18 protein-coding genes are annotated in these 19,648 nt (G+C 68.0%); 11 read left to right on the forward strand and 7 right to left on the reverse strand.

The window, feature by feature from the left end; translation table 11 throughout:
• The first annotated feature begins 35 nt into the window (after positions 1-35).
• Complete coding sequence (gene trxA, locus GVY41_RS10505; RefSeq protein WP_161346206.1) at positions 36-356, forward strand: thioredoxin; 321 nt, start codon at positions 36-38, stop codon at positions 354-356.
• A 51-nt stretch (positions 357-407) separates the two neighbouring features.
• Here the strand turns inward: trxA and GVY41_RS10510 are convergent, their stop codons facing one another.
• Complete coding sequence (locus GVY41_RS10510; RefSeq protein WP_161346208.1) at positions 408-1,400, reverse strand: phosphotransferase family protein; 993 nt, start codon at positions 1,398-1,400, stop codon at positions 408-410.
• A gap of 130 nt (positions 1,401-1,530) precedes the next feature.
• On the opposite strand from GVY41_RS10510, the gene hslV reads away from it, so the two are divergent.
• Genes hslV through GVY41_RS10530 form a run of 4 tightly spaced genes read left to right on the forward strand, consistent with a single transcriptional unit; the run spans position 1,531 to position 5,638 of the window.
• On the forward strand, positions 1,531-2,112 hold the full coding sequence (hslV, locus tag GVY41_RS10515; RefSeq protein WP_161346210.1) for an ATP-dependent protease subunit HslV: 582 nt from the start codon (positions 1,531-1,533) through the stop codon (positions 2,110-2,112).
• A complete protein-coding gene (locus GVY41_RS10520) occupies positions 2,093-3,163 on the forward strand; it encodes a hypothetical protein (protein ID WP_161656895.1) in 1,071 nt (356 codons plus the stop codon). The genes hslV and GVY41_RS10520 overlap by 20 nt, the downstream gene beginning before the upstream one ends.
• Entirely contained in the window at positions 3,160-4,467 is a 1,308-nt protein-coding gene (gene hslU / locus GVY41_RS10525; protein ID WP_161346212.1) for an ATP-dependent protease ATPase subunit HslU, read from the forward strand. Before GVY41_RS10520 ends, hslU begins: the two co-directional genes overlap by 4 nt.
• 58 nt (positions 4,468-4,525) lie before the next feature.
• The gene (locus GVY41_RS10530; protein WP_161346214.1) at positions 4,526-5,638 is read left to right on the forward strand and encodes an alpha/beta hydrolase; all 1,113 of its coding nucleotides are present in this window, start codon (positions 4,526-4,528) and stop codon (positions 5,636-5,638) included.
• 3 nt (positions 5,639-5,641) lie between these two features.
• On the opposite strand, the gene GVY41_RS10535 is transcribed toward GVY41_RS10530, so the two are convergent.
• From GVY41_RS10535 to GVY41_RS10545, 3 genes are all read right to left on the reverse strand, one after another.
• Positions 5,642-6,253 (reverse strand): Smr/MutS family protein, encoded by a 612-nt coding sequence (locus tag GVY41_RS10535; RefSeq protein WP_161346216.1) that lies wholly within the window; start codon positions 6,251-6,253, stop codon positions 5,642-5,644.
• Positions 6,250-7,107, reverse strand: coding sequence for a murein transglycosylase A (gene mltA / locus GVY41_RS10540; protein ID WP_229726033.1), 858 nt, complete (start codon positions 7,105-7,107; stop codon positions 6,250-6,252). Before mltA ends, GVY41_RS10535 begins: the two co-directional genes overlap by 4 nt.
• A gap of 80 nt (positions 7,108-7,187) precedes the next feature.
• Positions 7,188-7,850 (reverse strand): Tim44/TimA family putative adaptor protein, encoded by a 663-nt coding sequence (locus tag GVY41_RS10545; RefSeq protein ID WP_161346220.1) that lies wholly within the window; start codon positions 7,848-7,850, stop codon positions 7,188-7,190.
• Positions 7,851-7,983: 133 nt separating this feature from the next.
• On the opposite strand from GVY41_RS10545, the gene GVY41_RS10550 reads away from it, so the two are divergent.
• The 6 genes from GVY41_RS10550 (at position 7,984) to GVY41_RS10575 (ending at position 16,824) form a co-directional block, all read left to right on the forward strand.
• Positions 7,984-8,484: an FxsA family protein gene (locus GVY41_RS10550; protein ID WP_161346222.1), complete on the forward strand. Its 501-nt coding sequence runs from the start codon at positions 7,984-7,986 to the stop codon at positions 8,482-8,484.
• A gap of 94 nt (positions 8,485-8,578) precedes the next feature.
• A complete protein-coding gene (gene secB / locus GVY41_RS10555) occupies positions 8,579-9,103 on the forward strand; it encodes a protein-export chaperone SecB (RefSeq protein WP_161346224.1) in 525 nt (174 codons plus the stop codon).
• A gap of 72 nt (positions 9,104-9,175) precedes the next feature.
• Entirely contained in the window at positions 9,176-9,709 is a 534-nt protein-coding gene (gene idi, locus GVY41_RS10560; RefSeq protein ID WP_161346226.1) for an isopentenyl-diphosphate Delta-isomerase, read from the forward strand.
• A 230-nt stretch (positions 9,710-9,939) separates the two neighbouring features.
• Positions 9,940-11,724, forward strand: coding sequence for an autotransporter assembly complex protein TamA (locus tag GVY41_RS10565; protein WP_161346228.1), 1,785 nt, complete (start codon positions 9,940-9,942; stop codon positions 11,722-11,724).
• A gap of 2 nt (positions 11,725-11,726) precedes the next feature.
• A complete protein-coding gene (locus tag GVY41_RS10570; protein ID WP_229726032.1) occupies positions 11,727-15,599 on the forward strand; it encodes a translocation/assembly module TamB domain-containing protein in 3,873 nt (1,290 codons plus the stop codon).
• Between the two features lie 169 nt (positions 15,600-15,768).
• Positions 15,769-16,824 (forward strand): PRC-barrel domain-containing protein, encoded by a 1,056-nt coding sequence (locus GVY41_RS10575; RefSeq protein WP_161346230.1) that lies wholly within the window; start codon positions 15,769-15,771, stop codon positions 16,822-16,824.
• 274 nt (positions 16,825-17,098) lie between these two features.
• Here GVY41_RS10575 and GVY41_RS10580 read toward each other — a convergent pair whose 3' ends face one another.
• The 3 genes from GVY41_RS10580 to GVY41_RS10590 are packed head-to-tail and all read right to left on the reverse strand — an operon-like array spanning position 17,099 to position 19,564.
• Positions 17,099-18,847 carry a sensor histidine kinase gene (locus tag GVY41_RS10580; protein WP_161346232.1) on the reverse strand — a complete coding sequence of 583 codons (1,749 nt, stop codon included), beginning with the start codon at positions 18,845-18,847 and terminating at the stop codon, positions 17,099-17,101.
• Positions 18,848-18,851: 4 nt separating this feature from the next.
• Positions 18,852-19,412, reverse strand: a complete 561-nt coding sequence (locus tag GVY41_RS10585) for an RNA polymerase sigma factor (protein ID WP_161346234.1) — start codon at positions 19,410-19,412, stop codon at positions 18,852-18,854.
• Positions 19,409-19,564, reverse strand: coding sequence for a NepR family anti-sigma factor (locus GVY41_RS10590; protein WP_161346236.1), 156 nt, complete (start codon positions 19,562-19,564; stop codon positions 19,409-19,411). The genes GVY41_RS10585 and GVY41_RS10590 overlap by 4 nt, the downstream gene beginning before the upstream one ends.
• Between the last annotated feature and the right edge of the window lie 84 nt (positions 19,565-19,648).

Raw genomic sequence — 19,648 nt, forward strand, 5'->3', positions numbered from 1 at the left:
TTTCAGGTCCAACCCGTTTCATCAGGAGAACGCCGATGGCGACCCATGCCGTGACCGATGCCACCTTTGACGCCGAAGTCCGCCAGTCGGATATTCCGGTCGTCGTGGACTTCTGGGCCGAATGGTGCGGCCCCTGCCGCCAGATCGGCCCGGCGCTGGAAGAGATCGCCACCGAGATGGAAGGCAAGGTCAAGATCGTGAAGATCAACGTCGACGAGAACCCCGACAGCCCGGCGCAGCTGGGTGTGCGCGGCATCCCGGCGCTGTTCCTGTTCAAGGACGGCCAGGTCGTGTCGAACAAGGTTGGTGCTGCGCCCAAGGCCGCACTGCAAAGCTGGATCCAGTCGGCGATCTGATTGCTGGCAACCGAAACGAGAGGGGCGCCCATTGCGGCGCCCCTTTTGCGTTCAGCGCAGGTCCGGGAACGCCCGCCGCGCGATGGCGCGGAGCGCTGCCAGCCGGATCTGCTGCAGAAGGTCGGACTTCGCCGCCGCCGCCGGAATCCGCGCCCAGTCTGCGACAATCTGGTTGCGCAGCAGGAAGCCGATGCTGGCGTCGTCGCAGCCCGAGAACGCGTAGCCCTTGAAGAAGGCCACCAGTGCCCGCGGCGGCAGCACCTCGCCCTCGGGGATCTGCTCGGGGTCGGTGCAGGTGACGGCATAGTTCAGCAGCAGCCGAGCCACGTCATGCCCCACGGGGGCGCTTTGCGCCGGGGCGAAGTCCAGCCCCCATGCCCCGCCCTGCCCCGGCGGATCGCCCGCCAGCACCAGGTTGCGCAGGTTCATGTCGCCGTGCCGCCCCCCGGCGCGGGCGGGCAAGCCATCATAGCGCGCGCCCTCGGCGATCACCCGGTCGCTCAGCGCGAGGAACTCGCGCGCCAGCGGCACCTGGCGGCGGCCGGCCTCCACCGCGTCACGCTGACGGGCCAGGTGGTCGCAGACGGCGCGGGGGCGGTAGGCGCGCATCCCGGCATCGGTGGCGGTGTGGAAGCGCGAGAGCCAGGCACCACACGCCTCCAGCGCGTCATCGAGCTGTTCGGGCCGCGTCGCCTGTTCCATGATCGCGGCGGCGGTGTCGCCCGGCACCCGCTCCATCAGCAGGGCATGGCTTTCGGGCAGGGCGGCGAGCACGCGCGGCACCCCTCCACCCATGGCGCGCAGGGCGGCCTGCTGCGCGGCAAGGCTGCCCGAGAACAGCGCGGGATCGGCCGGCAGCGGCGCCAGTTTCAGCACCAGCGGTGGGTGGCCGGGGGCCGTCATCTCCAGCACGATGCGGCGGCGGGTGGGCTCGTCGCGCCAGGACAGCATCTTGGGCGCATAGCCATCAACCGGCACCTCTGCCATCGCGGCGAGCCGCGGCCACAGCGCCATCGCCGCCTGTTCCAGCCCTGTCCTGCTCATTCCCATCCTGTCCGTTTGGCCCCGCACCATGCTGGCCGATCTGCGTGGCGAGGGGAAGGGGCGGCAAGCGGGGTTGCGGCCCACGGCCCCACGCCCATATTCAGTCCGTGACACAACGGAAGGCAGATCCATGACGCGTGACGAGTTTCCAGGCTGGCACGGCACCACGATCATCGGGGTGCGCCGCGGCGGCAAGGTGGTGATTGCCGGCGATGGCCAGGTCAGCCTTGGCCAGACGGTCATCAAGGGCTCGGCCCGCAAGGTGCGCCGCCTGTCACCCGGCGGGCATGACGTGGTCGCTGGCTTCGCCGGATCGACCGCCGATGCCTTCACCCTGCTGGAGCGGCTCGAGAAGAAGCTGGAGGCCGCGCCCGGCCAACTGGCCCGCGCATGCGTGGAACTGGCAAAGGACTGGCGCACCGACAAGTATCTGCAAAAGCTGGAGGCGATGCTGATCGTGACCGACGGCACCGCGCTGCTGGTCGTTACCGGCGCAGGCGATGTGCTGGAGCCGGAGCATGACGTCGCCGCCATCGGCTCGGGCGGGAACTATGCCTTGGCCGCCGCACGGGCGCTGATGGAGACGGAGTTCGATGCCGAGACCATCGCCCGCAAGGCGATGGCGATTGCGGCTGACATCTGCGTCTACACCAATGGCAAGCTGACGGTGGAGAGCATCGAGGGGGCCAGCCATGTCTCCAGCCGTGACTGACGCCCCCGGCTTCACCCGCGATGACCTGCGCGCCGGCGTTGCCGCCGGGCTGCTGACCGAACCGCAGGCCGCCAGCCTGCTGGCGCTGGCGCAGGCCCGGCATGGCGCCCGCAGCACCCTGCCGGAAGAAGACGAACCCTTCGAGCTGTTCCGCGGCTTTGCCGAGATCTTCATCTCGGTCGGGCTCGTGCTGCTGCTGTCGGGCGTGATCGGCATCTCGGCGCTGTTCGGCAGCCCGCTGCTGCTGATGGCGGTGACCGCTGGCGCTTGCTGGATGCTGGCGCGCTATTTCACCCTGCGGCGGCGGATGGTGCTGCCGTCGATCGTGCTGGTCTGCGGCTTTGCGGCCGCCATCGCCGCGGTGGCGGGCTGGCTGGTGGGACCGGAGGGGACCGGCGGCGGGCTGCTGACCTGTGCGCTGATCGCGGCGGGGCTGGCGCTGTGGTATCGCGTGTTCCGCCTGCCCTTCACCATGTTCCTGCTGGGGCTGACCGGGCTTGCGGCCGTCGTCATCGTCACGGACAGCATCGCGCCGGACGCTGCCCTGCATGGCTGGCAGGCGATGTTCGATCTGCGCGCCGGGTCCGGCCTTGCGCTTGGCACGCTGGCCTTTGGCCTTGCGGCCTTCGCAGGTGGCATGTGGTTCGACAGCCGCGATCCGCACCGGCTTGGCCGCCATGCCGCCAGCGGGTTCTGGCTGCATCTGCTGGCCGCGCCGGCGCTGGTGAACACCGTGGCGCTGACCTTCTACAACATGGGCCCCGGCACCGGCTATGTGCTGCTGGCGCTCGCGCTCGGGCTGATCGCCATGCTGGCGCTGGTGATCGACCGGCGCAGCTTCCTGACCGCAGGCATCGGTTACCTCGCCTTCCTCATCACGCTTGTCGCCCGGCAGGGCGGCGAGCTGGACTGGCCCTGGGTCGTGCTGATCCTCGGCGCCGTCATCACCGGCCTTGGCGCCACCTGGACTGACCTGCGCGCCCGCCTGATGCGCGCGCTCCCGGGCTTTCCGGGCAAGCGCCGCCTGCCGCCCTATCTGGAGACCCCATGACCGACCTGACCCCGCGCGAGATCGTATCCGAGCTCGACCGCTACATCATCGGCCAAAGTGGCGCCAAGCGCGCCGTGGCCGTGGCCCTGCGCAACCGCTGGCGGCGCAAGCTGCTGGGGGATGACCTGCGCGAAGAGGTGTATCCGAAGAACATCCTGATGATCGGTCCCACCGGCGTCGGCAAGACCGAGATCAGCCGCCGTCTGGCAAAGCTGGCCCGCGCGCCCTTCATCAAGGTCGAGGCGACGAAGTTCACCGAGGTCGGCTATGTCGGCCGCGATGTCGAACAGATCATCCGTGATCTGGCCGATGCCGCCATCGTCGACACCCGCACCCGAATGCGCGAGGAGGTGAAGGCCCGCGCCCACAAGGCCGCCGAGGAACGGGTGATCGAGGCGCTGGCCGGCACCGAGGCGCGCGAGGGCACCCGCGAGATGTTCCGCGGCAAGCTGAAGCGCGGCGAGCTGGACGCGACGGTGATCGAGCTGGAGGTGGCCGACAGCGGCCCCGCCATGCCGTTCGAACTGCCGGGGCAGCCCGGCGGGATGGGCATGGGTGCGATGAACCTGGGCGAGATCTTCGGCAAGGCCTTCGGCGCCCGCAAGATCCGCAAGAAGCTGACCGTGGCCGAAAGCTATGACCTGCTGATCAGCGAAGAGGCCGACAAGTTGCTGGACGATGAGATCGTGAAGGCCGCCGCGCTGGAGGCGGTGCAGGAGAGCGGCATCGTGTTCATCGACGAGATCGACAAGGTCTGCGCCCGCGCCGATGCCCGCGGCGCCGATATCTCGCGCGAGGGCGTGCAGCGCGACCTGCTGCCGCTGATCGAGGGCACGACGGTCAGCACCAAATATGGCCCGGTGAAGACCGACCATATCCTGTTCATCGCCTCGGGCGCCTTCCACATCGCCAAGCCCTCGGACCTGCTGCCCGAGTTGCAGGGCCGCCTGCCGATCCGGGTGGAGCTGCGCGCGCTGACGGAAGAGGATTTCGTGCGAATCCTGACCGAGACGGACAACGCGCTGACCCGCCAATACACAGCGCTGATGGCGACGGAGCAGGTGACGGTGACCTTTACCCCCGAAGGCATCGCCGCGCTGGCCCGCATTGCCGCCGAGGTGAACCGCAGCATCGAGAATATCGGGGCGCGGCGGCTTTACACGGTGATGGAGCGGGTGTTCGAGGAGCTGTCCTTCACCGCGCCGGACCGGGGCGGCGAGGCGGTGGTGGTGGATGCCGATTTCGTCGAGAAGAACCTTGGCGACCTGTCCCGCTCCGCCGATCTGAGCCGTTACGTGCTGTAACGCTGGCGATGCGCGCCGGGGCGGGCTACGAAATTCGTGACCTGTCCCGGAGCGCGCCATGATCGCCTTTCGTCCCGCCTTGCTTGTTGTGCTGCTGCTGGCGGCCTGCACCCCGCGCGGTGCGATTGTCGTGGATCCGGCGGCCGTCGAGGTGGGCACGGTGCGCCCGGTCTTCGTGGGCACCTCCCGCGGCAAGGATGAAGAGACGGGCACCGAATATGCCCGCTTCCGCAACCCCGAAACCCGCTTCGCCCGCTTCGACATCTCGATCCCGCCAGCGCATCAGCCGGGGCGGATCGTCTATACCAAGCCGGGCCGCGCCGCGGACCCGCAGACCGATTTCCTGACGACGCGCGAGATCACCTATGACGAGCCCGGCGCCTTCCGCGCCGATCTGGCACGCGAGCTGCGGCAAACCCCGCGCGGCAGCCGCGAGGCGGTGATCTTCGTCCACGGTTTCAACACCACCTTTGCCGAAGGGCTCTACCGCATCGCGCAACTGTCGCATGACCTGAAGATGCCGGGCGTGGCGGTGCATTACGCCTGGCCCTCGCGCGCGGCGCCTTTGGCCTATGCCTATGACCGCGATTCCGCCATGTTCGCCCGCGACGGGCTGGAAGGCCTGTTGGATGAGGTGGCAGCAGCAGGGGCAGAGCGGGTGGTGCTGGTCGGCCACTCGATGGGCGCGGCGGTGACGATGGAAACCCTGCGGCAGATGGCGATTGCGGGGAAACCCGCGCGCAACATCGCCGGCGTGGTGCTGATCTCGCCCGATCTGGATGTGGATCTGTTCCGCGCGCAGGCCACGCGGATCGGCACGCTGCCGCAGCCCTTCGTGATCTTCACCTCGAAGAAAGACCGGGCGCTGGCGCTGTCGGCCCGGGTTTCGGGGGAAACGGCGCGGCTGGGGAACGTGACCGACGTGGCTCTGCTGTCGGGGCTGGATGTGACGCTGATCGACGTCACCTCCTACTCCACCGGCGCGGGCCATTTCACGCCGGGCACCTCGCCCGCGCTGATCGGCATCCTGTCGCGGATCAGCGAAGTGGATGATGCCCTTGCCAGCGGCCAGATCGGGCAGACCGGGCTGCTGCCGGGGGTAGTGCTGACGGTGCAGGGCGCGACGCAGATCGTGATGTCGCCGGTGACGGCGCTGGCGGGCGGGCAGTAGCGCCTAGCGACCGCGCCGCAGGTAGACGTAAAAGGCCCCGGCCCCGCCATGCTTCAGATGCGCCTGCACCACCTGCAGCACCAGCGCGCCAAGCGGCGGCATGGTCAGCCATTGCGGCACCTGATGGCGCAGCACGCCCTGCCGCTGCGGGATCGGGCCATTGTCGAGCCCGCGCTTGCCCTTGCCGGTGATGACCAGCACCAGCCGCCGCCCCGCCATGGCAGAGCGCAGGATGAAATGGGTCAGTTCGGGGTGCGCCTCGGCCAGCGTCATGCCGTGCAGGTCGATCCGCGCCTCTGGTTCCAGCCGGCCGCGGGTCATGGTCTTGTGGGTCTTGTGGTCCATGCGGACCGGCGCGGCGGCCAGCCGGTCCGAGACCGAGGGGGCAAGGTCCATGCGGAAGGCAAGATCCGGGGCGGACTGGCCGATGCGGAAATCCTTCACCTCGGGGCGGGGCTTCTTCCTGGGGACATCGACCTGCGGCACCTGATGGGTGGGGACATGCGCCTTCGGTTCGGCCAGCGGCCGGCCGGGATGCAGCGGCTGCGCGCTGGCGGCGATGCGCTGCCACAGCTCCTGTTCCTCCGGCCGCAGGCCGCGCGGCCGCCGGGTCACAGTTTCGCTCCGGGTGCCATCCGTTCCGCCAGTGCCGGCGGCAGCAGCACCACCAGCCGGCCGGGATCCTTCATCCGGCCCGCCATCTCGCCCGCCTCGGCGCCCGATCCGCAGAACAGGTCACCGCGCTGCGGGCCATGCATGGCGCTGCCGCTGTCCTGCGCGATGCACAGCCGCGACTGCGTCCGCGTCTCTACCCAGACCGGCGCCCCCAGCGGGATGTGATCGCTGTCGACGGCAAGACTACGCAGCGGCGTCACCGGGCGGCCCATGGCACCGATGGGGCCAGAGCTTTCGGGCAGGTCCAGCAGCTTGAAGAACACGAAGGACGGGTTGTGCCAGAACAGTTCTACCGCCTGCCCCGGATGCGCGGCGCACCAGGCGCGGATCGTCTGCGCCGACATCGCCTCGGCTGACACCTCGCCGCGCCGGATCAGTTCCTGCCCGATGGACCGGTAGGGCTGGCCATTGCGCCCGGCATATCCCAGCCGCAGCAGCCGCCCATCCTCAAGCCGCACCCGGGCCGATCCCTGCACCTGCGCCAGAAACGCCTCCACCGGGCTGTCGAGCCAGACCAGCTCTTGCCCGCGCAGCAGGCCGCCAAGCTCGATCGCGGCGCGCGAGGGGCCGACGAGCCCGGCGGCATACTCGGCGGGCAGCGCGTAGAGCGGCCAGGCAAAGCGCGGCGTCGCGGTCAGCGAGCCTTGCAGCTCGGGTTCGTAATAGCCGGTCAGCAGTGCTGGCGGGGTGCCGATCTCGACCGGCACGAAATGCCGCTGGAAGAATTCGCGCGCATCGCCGCCGGTATCCGCGGCGGCAGCGGCCCAATCAGGCCCCAGCAGATCTGCCGTCACGAAAAACGCCGCCCGTGCGGCGGCGTGGTCGTCCCTGTCCCAGCCGGGAAGGGCGGCGTGGGTCCTTCGCCGCGCCGCGATCATTCCCCGGTGGCCACCAGTTGCCAGTTCGGGTCCGACGCACCCATCTTGCGGGCAAAGGTCCAGACATCGCGCTGCTTGCGCGCCGATTTCGGATCGCCCTCGACGATGGCGCCATTGCTGTCACGCGCGACAGAGATCAGCTCGCCGACATAGCGCACCGCGATCTCGCCCTCATCGGTGGCCGCGTCGAACTCGGCTCCGTGCAATGCCAGTTCTCGCAACCCGATGAACTCGGCGGTGATGGTCAGGCCCTGCGCCTCGCGGGCGGCAACCACTTCGGCGAAGCTGTCATAAACTTCGCGGCCAAGGAACGGCTTGACCGAGGCGAGATCGCCCTTCTCGAAGGCCATCAGGATCATCTCATAGGCGCCGCGGGCGCCTTGCAGGAACTCGCCCACCGAAAAGCTGGGTTCGGCCAGCTTCATCGCCGCCAGTGCCCGCGCGGCATCGCTGCCCTCGGAAACGTGATCGGTGATGTCGCGGTCGGGCCCGCCCTCGATCACCTCGAAGTCGCGGCGCACGGCGCGGCCTTCGGGCAGGGGCGCAGCGACAGGGGGTTTCTCGAACCCTTCGCGTGTGCCGAGAACGGCTTTCAGGCGCAGGATCAGGAAAATGGCAATCCCGGCCAGGACAAGCAGTTGGATAACGGCATTCGACATGAGCAGACCTTTGAAAACGGACAGGCGACTACGCGCGGGGTTGGCACATCTCGCCGTCGCTACCTATGTAGGGCAGGGGCGAGGTCAAGTCCACCTTCGCCCGGAACCGAGGATAAGCACAGGAATCCTGCCGATGTGGCTTTTCGTGGCCTTTCTGGCCGTCCCGCTGATCGAGATCACGCTGTTCATCCAGGTGGGCGGGCTGATCGGCCTGTGGCCGACGCTGGCGCTTGTGCTGCTGACGGCAGTGGCCGGCACCTGGCTGATGCGCCGCGAAGGCGCGCGGGCGCTGAACGACCTGCGCCGGTCGCTGAACGATCTGCGCGATCCGACAGGCGATATTGCCCATGGCGCGATGATCCTGCTGGCCGGGGCGCTGCTGCTTACGCCGGGGTTCTTTACCGACACGGTGGGGATCTTGCTGCTGATCAAGCCGGTTCGGGCCTGGCTGATGGCGCAGGTCGGCAAGCGCGTCACCATGACGCGGTTCACCGTCGGCGGCGCGCCGATGGACGGGCGCCACCCGGGCCGGCATCCCGAACCCCATCGCAGCCCCACCGTGATCGACGCCGAGTTTCATGAGGTCGATGACAGCACACCGCCGCGCGGCCCTTCTGGCTGGACCCGCGACTAGCCTTTCGCCCTGCCATTGAGCCGCGCGGGGCGAGGTGCTACACCCTCCACCGACCCAGATTTCCACCGAAGTTACCCAACGGGAGACGCTACAGATGGCCGAAAACGGCAACGGGGCAGAGCCCCAACCGGAAACCCAGCCGGCCGCCGCGCCGCAGACCCCCCGGATGCAGGTGCTGGCCCAGTTCATCCGCGACATGAGCTTCGAGAATGTCGTGGCGCAGAAGGGCCTGACCAATGCCGACGTGCAGCCGGAAATGTCGGTGCAGGTCAGCCTCGACGCGCGCAAGCGCCCGGCTGACAACCAGTATGAGGTGACCACCAAGTTCAAGATCACCTCGGCCAACCGCGCCGACAAGGCGCCGCTGTTCCTGCTGGAGCTGGAATATGGCGGCATCTTCCTGGTCGAGGGCGTGCCGGAAGAGCAGATGCACCCCTATCTGCTGATCGAATGCCCGCGGATGCTGTTTCCCTTTGTGCGCCGCATCGTTTCGGACGTGACCCGCGATGGTGGCTTCCCGCCGCTGAACCTCGACACCGTGGATTTCCTGGCGCTCTACCGCTCGGAGCTTGCGCGGCGCGCCGAGGCGCAGAAGGCTCAGCCGCAGGCGCTGATCTGAACGCCGGACATCTGACACGCGCCGCTGCGGGATCCCCCTGCGGCGGCGTCTTCCATTGGGGCTTGCCAAAGAATGACCGACATGATCCCCGCCTGGGTAGAGGGCACCCTGACCCCGATGGACAAGCTCGAGGTGCATCGCCTCGGCCTGCGCCACAAGGCAGTGTCGGTCTTCGTGCTGGCCGGAGAGCGGGTGCTGATCCAGCGCCGCGCCGCAGGCAAGTATCACACGCCGGGGCTTTGGGCGAACACCTGCTGCACCCATCCGCATTGGGATGAACCGGCCGCCGCTTGTGCGGTGCGCCGGCTGCGCGAGGAGCTGGGGATCGACGGGCTGGCGCTGAGTGCCGCCGAAACCGTGGAATACCGCGCCGATGTCGGCAATGGCATGACCGAGCATGAACTGGTGGAGATCTTCGTGGCCGAGGCTCCGGACGATCTTTCGGTCAGCCCCGCCCCCGCCGAAGTGTCGGCCGTGCGCTGGATCGCCCTGCGCGATCTGCTGGAAGAGGTGGAGGACGAGCCCGAACATTTCACCCCCTGGCTGCGGATCTATCTGTCCGATCACCGTGACCGCATCTTTGGTCGCCGCGTCGGCAGCAGCTGAGAAGTTGTGACAAATTCACCCCGCCCGCGCAAAATCGTCGCAGGGCAGGGAACAAGCGATTCCTTGCCAGCATTGTCCCCTCGGGACTGGCATCCTCGCCCCGGACCTGCGAAACCTTGGGTCAGATGAGGCGGGGGACGGCAAAGGGGCATCGCATGCAGGAGAAGCTTCGCTCTGCGAACTGGGCCCGGGCCTTTGTTCCATCATCGCGCGGAACATCGCTTGCCTTGATGGCCTCGGCCGCAGCGGTGTCGGTGCTGGCCCCGGCCGCGCTGGCCCTGGACTTGCAGTTGCGGGTGGCTGGCGCGGATGAGGATCTGCGCGACGCGATCCAAGGCGCCTCGTTGCTCTACTCCAGCCAGGACGAGGAGGAGGCGCCCGATGCGCAGGACCTGCTCGCCTCGGCCCGCGCCGATTACGGGCGCATCCTTGGCGCGCTTTATGCCGAGGGCCATTACTCCGGCGTCATCCGCATCCTGATCGACGGGCGCGAGGCGGCGGCGATCCCGCCCCTGGATGCGCCCGATGTCATCCGCACCATTGCCATCGAGGTAGATCCCGGCCCCGGCTTCCGCTTCAGCCGCGCCGAAGCCGCGCCGCTGGCGCGCGGCACCGAACTGCCCGAGGGCTTTGCCGTGGGCCAGCCCGCCGGGTCGGGCGAGATTGTCGGCGCGGCGGATGCGGGGGCCGAGGCCTGGCGCAATGCCGGCCATGCCAAGGTGCGGGTCGGCAACCAGCAGGTGACGGCCAATCACCGCGACGCCACGCTCGATGCGCGCATCGGCTTCGATCCCGGCCCGCGCGTCACCTTCGGCCGGATGGCGATCAGCGGCAACGAGCGGGTGCGCGAGCGGCGGATCGACAAGATCGCCGGCTTCCCGACCGGCGAGGTCTACGACCCCGAAGAGCTGGAAGACGTCGCCGACCGCCTGCGCCGTACCGGCGCCTTCCGGTCGGTCGCGCTGACCGAGGCCGAAAACCTCGGGCCGGGCGCGACGCTGGATTACCAGCTTGTCGTGGTCGAGGAACGCCGCCGCCGCATGAGCTTTGGCGCCGAGGTCTCGAGCCTCGATGGCGCGCTGGTCTCGGCCGGCTGGATGCACCGCAACCTTCTGGGCGGGGCCGAGCGACTGGTGATCAATGGCGAGATCGGCGGCATCGGCGCGCAGACCGGCGGCGAGGATTACAGCCTTGGCGTGCGGCTCGACCGGCCAGGCACCCCGTTCCGCGATTCCACCGCCTTTGTGGAGGCGCTGGTCGAACGCGCGCAGGAAGAGGATTACACCGCCGACACCGCCCGCATCGGCTTTGGCCTGACCCGCTACATCACCGATACGCTGACCGGCGAGGTCGGCATCGGCTATGAGATTTCCGAAGTCACCGACGAGTTCGACGAGATCATCTATGAGCAGCTGATCCTTCCGGTGACGCTGACCTGGGATACCCGCGACAATGCGCTGGACGCAGCCGAGGGCTATTATGCCCAGGGCGAGATGACGGCCTTCCGCGGTTTTGGCACCACAGGCACCGGCGCGCGGCTGGGGTTCGACGGGCGCGCCTATCGCGGCTTTGGGATGGATGACCGGGTGGTTCTGGCCGGGCGGGTGCAGGGCGGGGCCATCGTCGGGTCCGACCTTCTGGAAACCCCGCGCGAATACCTGTTCTACTCGGGCGGCGGCGGTACCGTGCGCGGCCAGCCCTACCAGTCGCTGGGGGTGGAGATCGACCGCGGCGGCGGCCAGATCCAGGATATCGGCGGCGACCGGTTCGTGGCGTTTTCGGCCGAGGCCCGTGTCGGCATCCGCGGTAATTTCGGGGCGGTGGCCTTCTACGATGCCGGCTTTGTCGGGGTCGAGGATTTCTCGGAAGACAACGGCGCCTGGCATTCCGGCGCGGGCGTCGGCCTGCGCTACGACACCGGCATCGGCCCGATCCGGCTCGACGTGGCGGCCCCGGTGTCTGGCGATACCGATGACGGCGTGCAGATCTACCTTGGGATTGGACAGGCATTCTGATGATGATGCAGCGGCTTTTCCCCCTCGCGCTCTGCCTGTTCCTGCCGCTGACCGCAGTTGCCCAGGAGGCTGCCGAAACGGCGCAATCCGATGCCGACCGCGGCTGGCTGACGGAGTTCCTTGAGGAAAATCTGTCCAGCGCCGGGCGGGATGTGCGGGTCGAAGGCTTCGCGGGGGCCTTCTCGTCCCGCGCGACCTTCACCAGCATGAGCTTTGCCGATGACGATGGCGTCTGGCTGACGATCCGCGATGGCGCGATCCAGTGGAACCGTTCGGCGCTTCTGGCCGGCCGCATCGAGATCCGCGAACTGACCGCCGCCGAGATCGACCTGCCGCGCACCCCTGGCAGCGGCGAGGAGGGCACCGACCTGCCCACCCCCGAGGCCTCGGGTTTTGCGCTGCCGGAATTGCCGGTCTCGGTGCAGATCGGCACCTTGAGGGCGGACCGCGTGGTTCTGGGCGAGCCCATCTTCGGCGCCGAGGCGGTGTTCTCGCTGGAAGGCACCGGCCAGCTTGCGGGCGGCGAGGGCAGCGTTGAGTTGACCGTAAACCGCATAGACGGCGCCGAGGGCGAGCTGTCGTTTACCGGCGCGTATGCCAATGAGACCCGGCAGGCGACCGTGGACCTGCTGCTGAGCGAGGGGGCGGACGGCATCGCCACCACCCTGATCGGCCTGCCCGGCGCCCCGGCCCTGACGCTGGCGGTCAACGGCAGCGGCCCGATCGACGATTTCGGCGCCGATGTGGTGCTGACGACCAATGGCGAGCCGCGGCTTTCGGGCCGGGTGGAGCTGCTGGCGCAGGTGCCAGAGGGGCAGACCGAGCCGGTGCGCAGCTTCCGGGTCGATCTGGGCGGTGATGTCGCGCCGCTGTTCCTGCCCGCCTATCGCGATTTCTTCGGGACCGAGATCCGCCTTGTCGCCGCCGGTGCGCGGCAGCCTACGGGCGAGCTGGCGCTGTCGGACCTGAGCCTGCAGGCACGCGGCATCGACCTGCGCGGGAAGCTGCAGGTGGGCGCCGATGGCCTGCCGGTGCTGGCCGACCTGTCGGCACGGCTGGGGCTGGAGGATGGCAGCGAGATGATCCTGCCGGGCTCTGGCGAGCCCACACGCCTGCGCGCTGCGGTGCTGAAGCTGGGCTTCGACGCAGCCGAGGGCCCGGATTGGACCCTTGCCGGTGAGGTCATGGGACTTCAGCAAAGCGGCATCGGCATCGCCCGGCTGCGACTGGATGGCGCCGGGCAGATCCAGCGCCCGGCCGAGGCTGGGGACCCCGCCGCAGTGACGGCGGGCTTCGATTTTGCCGCCACCGGGATCTCCACCGAGGATGAGGTGCTGGCCCAGGCCATCGGCCCGCGCCTGACCGGCCGCGCACAGGTGGACTGGCAGGCGGGCGGCGCACTGGAAATATCCGACCTTGTGGCCGAGGGCGCCGATTACGGGCTGAACGCCAACGCCACCATCACCGGCCTCGACAGCGCCTTCACCATCGACGGCTCGGCGCAGGCGCGGCTGGACAATCTGACCCGGTTTTCCGGGGTTGCAGGGCGCCCGCTGTCTGGCGCGGCGGATGCCGATCTGTCGGGCAGCTATGGCCTGCTGTCGGGCATCATTGATGTCACCGCGGAAGTCGCCGGCACTGACCTGACGGCGGATATTGCGGAACTGGACGCGCTTCTGGCCGGCCGCTCGCGCATCGCCGCCTCGATCCGGCGGGATGAGACGGGGACGGAACTGCGCTCGCTGACCCTGCGCGCCGGGACGCTGGCGGCGGATGCGTCTGGCACGCTGGCGACGGGGGCCAGCAACCTGACCGCGACGCTGGACTTTGCCGACCTGTCGGTGATGGGCGGGCCCTATCGCGGCAGCCTGTCGGTCGAGGCTGGATTGCAGCAGGCGGGCGAGGTCAACCGCTTTACCGTCAGCGGCAGCGGCAGCGATCTTGCCGTGGGCATCGCCGAGGCGGACGGGCTGCTGGCGGGCACCACCGCGCTGACCTTTGTCGGCAGCGAGATGGACGGCGCGATCACGCTGGAGACGGCGCAGATCGGCAACCCGCAGATCACGCTGGATGCCAGCGGCCGCTATGAGGCCGGGGCGAGCGACCTGGCCGCCACGCTCAATCTGCCGAACCTTTCCGTGCTTGGCGGCGGCTATCGCGGCCAGCTGGCGGCCGAGGCGCGGGTGACGGAAACCGGCCCGGTGCAGCGGCTGGAGTTGACGGGGACGGGCACCGGCCTCGCCATCGGCCAGGCCGAGGCGGACCGGGTGCTTGCTGGGACCACGCAGCTGGACCTTGCCGCCGAGATGGAAGCGGGGGCGATCCGGGTGGACAGGTTCAACCTGACCAACCCGCAGCTGACCGCCAGTGCCACCGCGCTGGCGGAAGGCGAGGCGCGCAGCGTCGAGATTGACGCGCGGCTGGCGAACATGGCGCTGCTGGTGCCGGGCTTTCCGGGTGCGCTGACCGTGACCGGCACCGCCGAGGATATCGGCGGCAGCTACCGGCTGGACCTGACCGGGCAGGGGCCCGGCGGCACCAATGCGCGCGTCTCGGGCACCGTGGCTGGCGATTTCGGCACCGCCGATCTGGCGATCACCGGCGGCGCGCAGGCCGGGCTCGCCAACCCCTTCATCGCCCCGCAAAGTGTCGAGGGGCCGCTGTCCTTCGACCTGCGCCTGAACGGCGCGCCGGGCCTTCCGGCGCTGTCGGGGCGGATCTCCACCACCGGCGCGCGCTTCTCGGCCCCGACCGCGGGTATCGCCATCGAACAGCTTTCGGCCAGTGCCGACCTGTCCGGCGGGCGGGCCCAGCTGACGGCGGATGCGCGGGTGCAGGAGGGCGGGCGCATCGGCGTGTCGGGCCCGGTGACCCTGTCCGCGCCCTTCGACGGCGATCTGACCGTGGAGTTCGACCGCACCCGCCTGCGCGATCCTGACCTCTACGATACCCGCGTCGATGGCTCGCTGCGCATTCGCGGGCCGCTGGCCGGCGGAGCGAGCATCTCCGGCACGCTGCGGCTGGACGAGACCGAGATCCGCGTCCCCTCCACCGGGCTCGGCGGCGCGACGGCGATCCCGGATCTGGCCCATGTGGCCGAACCGGGCGACGTGCGTGCCACCCGCGGCCGGGCCGGGCTGCTGGAGACGGCGGGCGGCGGGTCCGGCGGCACCTCGCGGCCCTATGGGCTCGACGTGCGGGTGATCGCGCTGAACCAGATCTTCGTGCGTGGCCGCGGGCTCGATGCCGAGCTTGGCGGACAGGTGCGCCTGCTGGGAACCACCGCCAATGTGCAGCCGCAGGGCCGGTTCGAGCTGATCCGCGGCCGGCTCGACATCCTGGGCCAGCGGTTCGACCTCGATGAGGGGTTGATCGAGCTGCAGGGCAGCCTTCAGCCCTATATCCGCTTCTCGGCCTCGACCGAGACGGAGGGGGATACCGCCTCCATCGTGATCTCTGGCCCGGCCTACGAGCCTGATATCAGCTTCGTCTCCTCGTCCGGCCTGCCCGAGGAGGAGGTACTGGCGCGGCTGCTGTTCGGGCGCGGGCTCGACAATATCTCGCCCCTGCAGGCGGCGCAGCTGGCCTCGGCGGTGGCGACGCTTGCGGGAAGCGGCGGCGAGGGGATCATCGGGCGGCTGCGGCAGAACTTCGGGCTCGACGACTTCGACCTGACCACCGATGCCGATGGCAATGCGGCGGTGCGGGCCGGCAAGTATCTGTCCGAAAACGTCTATACCGATGTGACCGTGGGGGCCGAGGGCAACAGCTCGATCAGCCTCAACCTCGATGTGACAAGCAACATCGTCATCCGCGGCGAGGTGGAAGCCACTGGCAATTCCGGCCTCGGGGTCTTCTTCGAAAAGGACTACTGACCCACCGATCCGGCATGACGGCCCCGGAAAAGGGCCGTCTAACGCCAGATGGAGCCTTCGGGTTCCCGAAATCTCAAACCTTTCTTTCAGGAACTAGCCCCGCACAAACTGGTTGTTAGGGCATAGCAAGGGCCACACACGGCCTGACCCGAACTGAAAGGAATGCGACATGAACAAGCTTCTTGCATCGACCGCAATCGTTGCGATGACGGCTCTGCCGCTGGCCGCACAGACCACCACCACCGAAACCACTTCGCCGGAAACCACCGCGCCGATGTCGACGGACAGCACCGCGCCCTCGACCACCGGCTCGGCCACCATGGATGCCACCACCGACAGCGCCACGGACGCCACCGCCGCTGACACCGCCGGCACCGACACGATGGGAACGGGCGACTTTTCCTACACCGCCATGGATGACGAGCTGATGGCGTCGGAGTTCATCGGCCAGACCGTCTATGTGTCGGAAGGCACCGTCGATCTGACCGCCGGCAACAACGCCGACTGGGAGAGCGTCGGCGATATCAGCGACGTGGTGATGAGCCGTGAAGGCGAAGCCCAGGCGATCCTCGTGGATGTCGGAGGCTTCTTGGGCATTGGCGCGAAGACCGTTGCCGTGGACATTGAACAACTGAACATCGTGTCCGATGGCGAAAGCGCTGACGAGTACTTCGTGGTCTTCACCGCAACCCGCGAAGCACTGGAAAATGCGCCCGAGTTCGTCAGCGCCGACGAAGCTGACGCCGCGATGGACACCACCGCGACCGACAGCACGATGGCTGCCGACACCACGACGGCACCGGCCGCCACCGACACCATGGCGACCGACACCACGACTGCCGACACCACGGCGACCGACACCACCACCGGCATGGCCACCGACACGACCACGGGCATGGCTGATGGCACCACGACGTCGGATGACCCGATGGCCGGTCTGATCGACCCGACCACGCTGACCGCCGAGCAGCTGCAAGGCGCCCCCGTCTATGACGCCAGTGACGAGCGCATCGGCGACATCTCGGAGCTGGTCGTCGCTGCTGACGGCACCATCACCGAGGCCGTGATCGATATCGGCGGCTTCCTCGGGATCGGCGCCAAGCCGGTTGCTCTGAACTTCGAGCAGCTGCAGGTCATGGCTGAAGATGCGGACGGAACGGGTGTGCGTATCCACCTGAACGCGACCGAAGAAGAACTGGAAGCGATGCCCGAATACGAGGGCTGAGAAACCCAGTAGCGTTACGAGTTCAAGGCCCGGGTAATCGCCCGGGCCTATTCGTTTGGACGTCAGGGAAGTAAGGCAGTGCCCCTTGGCGCAGACCAGTGCGGCGGCAGGTGCCTGGCGCCGCGGCTCGGGGGCGCATTGGGCCGGGGATGGGCACCCCCGGCCCTCGACGCAAACGAAGGGAGCCCCGCAGCCCCCATTCAATGGGGCGATGCGGTCAAGCCGGAAGCTTCGTCAAGCGGAGCGTGGGATGCCGATGTGCCGGGCCGCAGGGTCAGACCTTCGGCGGGCCGTCAGCCGGGGGGATGCCGCCAATCTCGAAACGCACGCTCAGGCGGTACTCGCCGTCGGCGCTGACGATCTCGACCATGCTGTCCAGCTGGCCGGCGAAAGCATTGATCAACTTGGTGCCGATGCCCGGCGCATCGCCCTCGGCCCGTTCCGGCACTTTTGAGCCCTGCGAATTCACGATCGCCAGTGTGGCGGTGCCGTCCTTCCCGTCGTGCAATGTCAGCCGGATCCAGCGCTGACCACCGCCCTCGGGCGCGCTGGCATATTTCACCGCATTCGTCAGCGCCTCGGTCGCCAGCAGCGACACCGGAACCGCCTGATCGGGATAGAGGGTCACCGGCGCAAAATCCGTGCGGATATCGAGGTTCGACCCCGGGGCCACCGACATCATCGTCATCTGGCTGACGATATCGCCCAGAAGCTGATCGGCCTGCACGGCCGACAGGGTTTCCGCCTGATAGAGATTGCGGTGGATGGTGGCGAGGCTGGCAACCCGGTCCTGCACGCTTTTCAGCACCCGCCGCGCGCCCGGCTCGTTCACCTGCCGGATCTGCATGTTCATGATCGAGGCGATCAGCTGCAGGTTGTTCTTCACCCGGTGGTGGATTTCCTTCAGCAGCACGGTCTTTTCCTGCAGCGAGGCTTCCAGCTCTGCCTCATCGCGGATCAGGATGCGGGCGAGGTTGTGGAAGGTCTGGCTGACATCGGCGATCTCGGCCGGGGCGTCCTTGAGGATGTCCGGCGGGGTGTCGCGGCGGCCGAGCGCAAAGCGCCGCATCTGGCCACGCAGTTCCCGCACATGGCGAATGACAAGCCGGTCCACGGCCGCATAGGCGACCAGCAGGCTGGTGATCCACATCGTCAGCGGGAACAGCAGGGTCGAGGGCGCAATCAGGTCGCGGCCCAGTTGCGCCTGCTCGGGCGGCCAGCTGCCGACGACATGCACCAGGTTCGGCACCAGATCGAGCACGGCAAACACCCTGGTGCGGCCTTCACCATCGCGGGACCGGAAGATGACCTCGTCACTGTCCACCAGCGTCGAGGCTTCGCGTCCCATTGGCAGCACCTTCGGCACCTCGGCCAGCAGGTGGTTTTCCACGAACAGAGGCTCGCCGACATGGTTGAACATGACGATGTTCACATCGCGATCCCGCCCCCGGCGCGAGCGCAGCAGCTCCAGTGTCGAATGCTTGACCGACAGCGCCAGCATCCCCAGCAGCACGCCATCCTTGCTGACCGGCTGCGACACGATCAGCACCGGCTCGCGCGACACCTCGCCCGTGGCATTGGCAGTCACCATCGCGCGCGGCGCCGCAAGGAATGCCTTGTAGGTCGGGCTTTGGGTCATGTCGCGGGCCTCGGCCCTCGACGAGCAGGTCATCTGGCCGTTGGTCGGGATGAAGCCGGCAAAGGCATAGATCGGGCTGCGCCCCACATAATCGCCCAAAAGCTTGGAGCAGGCGGCGTTGTCCCCCACCGCTTCGAGCAGCGCCTGCGACAGTGCTTCCGACGCGCCAAGCGCGCTTTCGATCATCGCGCGCTCACCCGCTGCCGCATTCGAGGTGCGCTGCAGAAGAGCCGACTCTGCGGCCCGCTCTGCATCCTCGGCCATGCGCCAGGTCTGCACCAGCGCGATGGTCCCCAAGGGCAACAAGGCCACAGACAGAAGAAAGGCCAGGCGAAAGCCCAGCCGTTCCGTGAATTTCAGTTTTCCCCGCAGCCCGGCTTTCATGCCGTCACCCCGATGAGGCGGACGCTGCCATCACGGCCATGGTTGCGGGATCGGTCATGGTCAGCTCCTCGCCTTCAGCCAGTTGCAGCAGCTCTGCCAGCCGCTTGCGGCCGCGGTTGGCGCGGCTCTTGATGGTGCCGACCGCCACGCCGCACATCTGCGCAGCTTCCTCATACGCAAAGCCCGAGGCTCCGACAAGGATCAGCGCCTCGCGCTGTTCATCGGGAAGTTGCTCGAACGCCACCCGGAAATCGGCCAGCGCCAGCCGTCCGTCATGGTCGGGCTTGGTCGCCAGCCGGCTGGCATGGATGCCATCGACATCGGCAACCTCGCGCCTTGTCTTGCGGCGGGCCGAGTAGAAGGTGTTGCGCAGGATGGTGAACAGCCAGGCGCGCAGGTTGGTACCGCGCTGGAAGCGGTCGATATTGCTCCAGGCCTTCAGGATCGTGTCCTGCACCAGATCATCCGCCGCCGACGAATTGCGCGTCAGGCTGAGCGCGAAGGCACGCAGGGCGCCGAGATGTGTGACCAGCTCGTCGCGCGGATCAACGGAACCGTCGTTCATTTTTCGCGGTCCTGTTCCTTGAGCTGCTGAAGGAGCTGCATAAGCTTGTCGGGAACCGATTCCTCCACCATCTGCTGGTAGACACGCCTTAGATTTTCATCAATCTGGCGTTCCACGGTGGGCTTGCTCTCTTCGGGTCCGCTCGATTTCATGCTGCTTCCCAGGTCGTATTTTTATTCACGCGCGCTGGAACCAAACTAGAGCGCAGGAGTTTGGTTCCCTGAAAAACTAAAAAA

This window comes from Frigidibacter albus (assembly GCF_009908165.1).
Lineage (GTDB): Bacteria > Pseudomonadota > Alphaproteobacteria > Rhodobacterales > Rhodobacteraceae > Frigidibacter > Frigidibacter albus.

Excerpts from the sequence above, each read along its gene's own strand:
- GVY41_RS10580 (WP_161346232.1), bottom strand. The coding sequence starts at position 18,847 with ATGAAAGCCGGGCTGCGGGGAAAACTGAAATTCACGGAACGGCTGGGC.
- idi (WP_161346226.1), top strand. The coding sequence starts at position 9,176 with ATGACCGACATGATCCCCGCCTGGGTAGAGGGCACCCTGACCCCGATG.
- GVY41_RS10570 (WP_229726032.1), top strand. The coding sequence starts at position 11,727 with ATGATGCAGCGGCTTTTCCCCCTCGCGCTCTGCCTGTTCCTGCCGCTG.
- secB (WP_161346224.1), top strand. The coding sequence starts at position 8,579 with ATGGCCGAAAACGGCAACGGGGCAGAGCCCCAACCGGAAACCCAGCCG.
- GVY41_RS10590 (WP_161346236.1), bottom strand. The coding sequence starts at position 19,564 with ATGAAATCGAGCGGACCCGAAGAGAGCAAGCCCACCGTGGAACGCCAG.
- GVY41_RS10565 (WP_161346228.1), top strand. The coding sequence starts at position 9,940 with ATGGCCTCGGCCGCAGCGGTGTCGGTGCTGGCCCCGGCCGCGCTGGCC.
- hslU (WP_161346212.1), top strand. The coding sequence starts at position 3,160 with ATGACCGACCTGACCCCGCGCGAGATCGTATCCGAGCTCGACCGCTAC.
- GVY41_RS10545 (WP_161346220.1), bottom strand. The coding sequence starts at position 7,850 with ATGTCGAATGCCGTTATCCAACTGCTTGTCCTGGCCGGGATTGCCATT.
- GVY41_RS10550 (WP_161346222.1), top strand. The coding sequence starts at position 7,984 with ATGTGGCTTTTCGTGGCCTTTCTGGCCGTCCCGCTGATCGAGATCACG.
- GVY41_RS10520 (WP_161656895.1), top strand. The coding sequence starts at position 2,093 with ATGTCTCCAGCCGTGACTGACGCCCCCGGCTTCACCCGCGATGACCTG.
- GVY41_RS10510 (WP_161346208.1), bottom strand. The coding sequence starts at position 1,400 with ATGAGCAGGACAGGGCTGGAACAGGCGGCGATGGCGCTGTGGCCGCGG.
- GVY41_RS10530 (WP_161346214.1), top strand. The coding sequence starts at position 4,526 with ATGATCGCCTTTCGTCCCGCCTTGCTTGTTGTGCTGCTGCTGGCGGCC.
- hslV (WP_161346210.1), top strand. The coding sequence starts at position 1,531 with ATGACGCGTGACGAGTTTCCAGGCTGGCACGGCACCACGATCATCGGG.
- GVY41_RS10575 (WP_161346230.1), top strand. The coding sequence starts at position 15,769 with ATGAACAAGCTTCTTGCATCGACCGCAATCGTTGCGATGACGGCTCTG.
- GVY41_RS10585 (WP_161346234.1), bottom strand. The coding sequence starts at position 19,412 with ATGAACGACGGTTCCGTTGATCCGCGCGACGAGCTGGTCACACATCTC.
- trxA (WP_161346206.1), top strand. The coding sequence starts at position 36 with ATGGCGACCCATGCCGTGACCGATGCCACCTTTGACGCCGAAGTCCGC.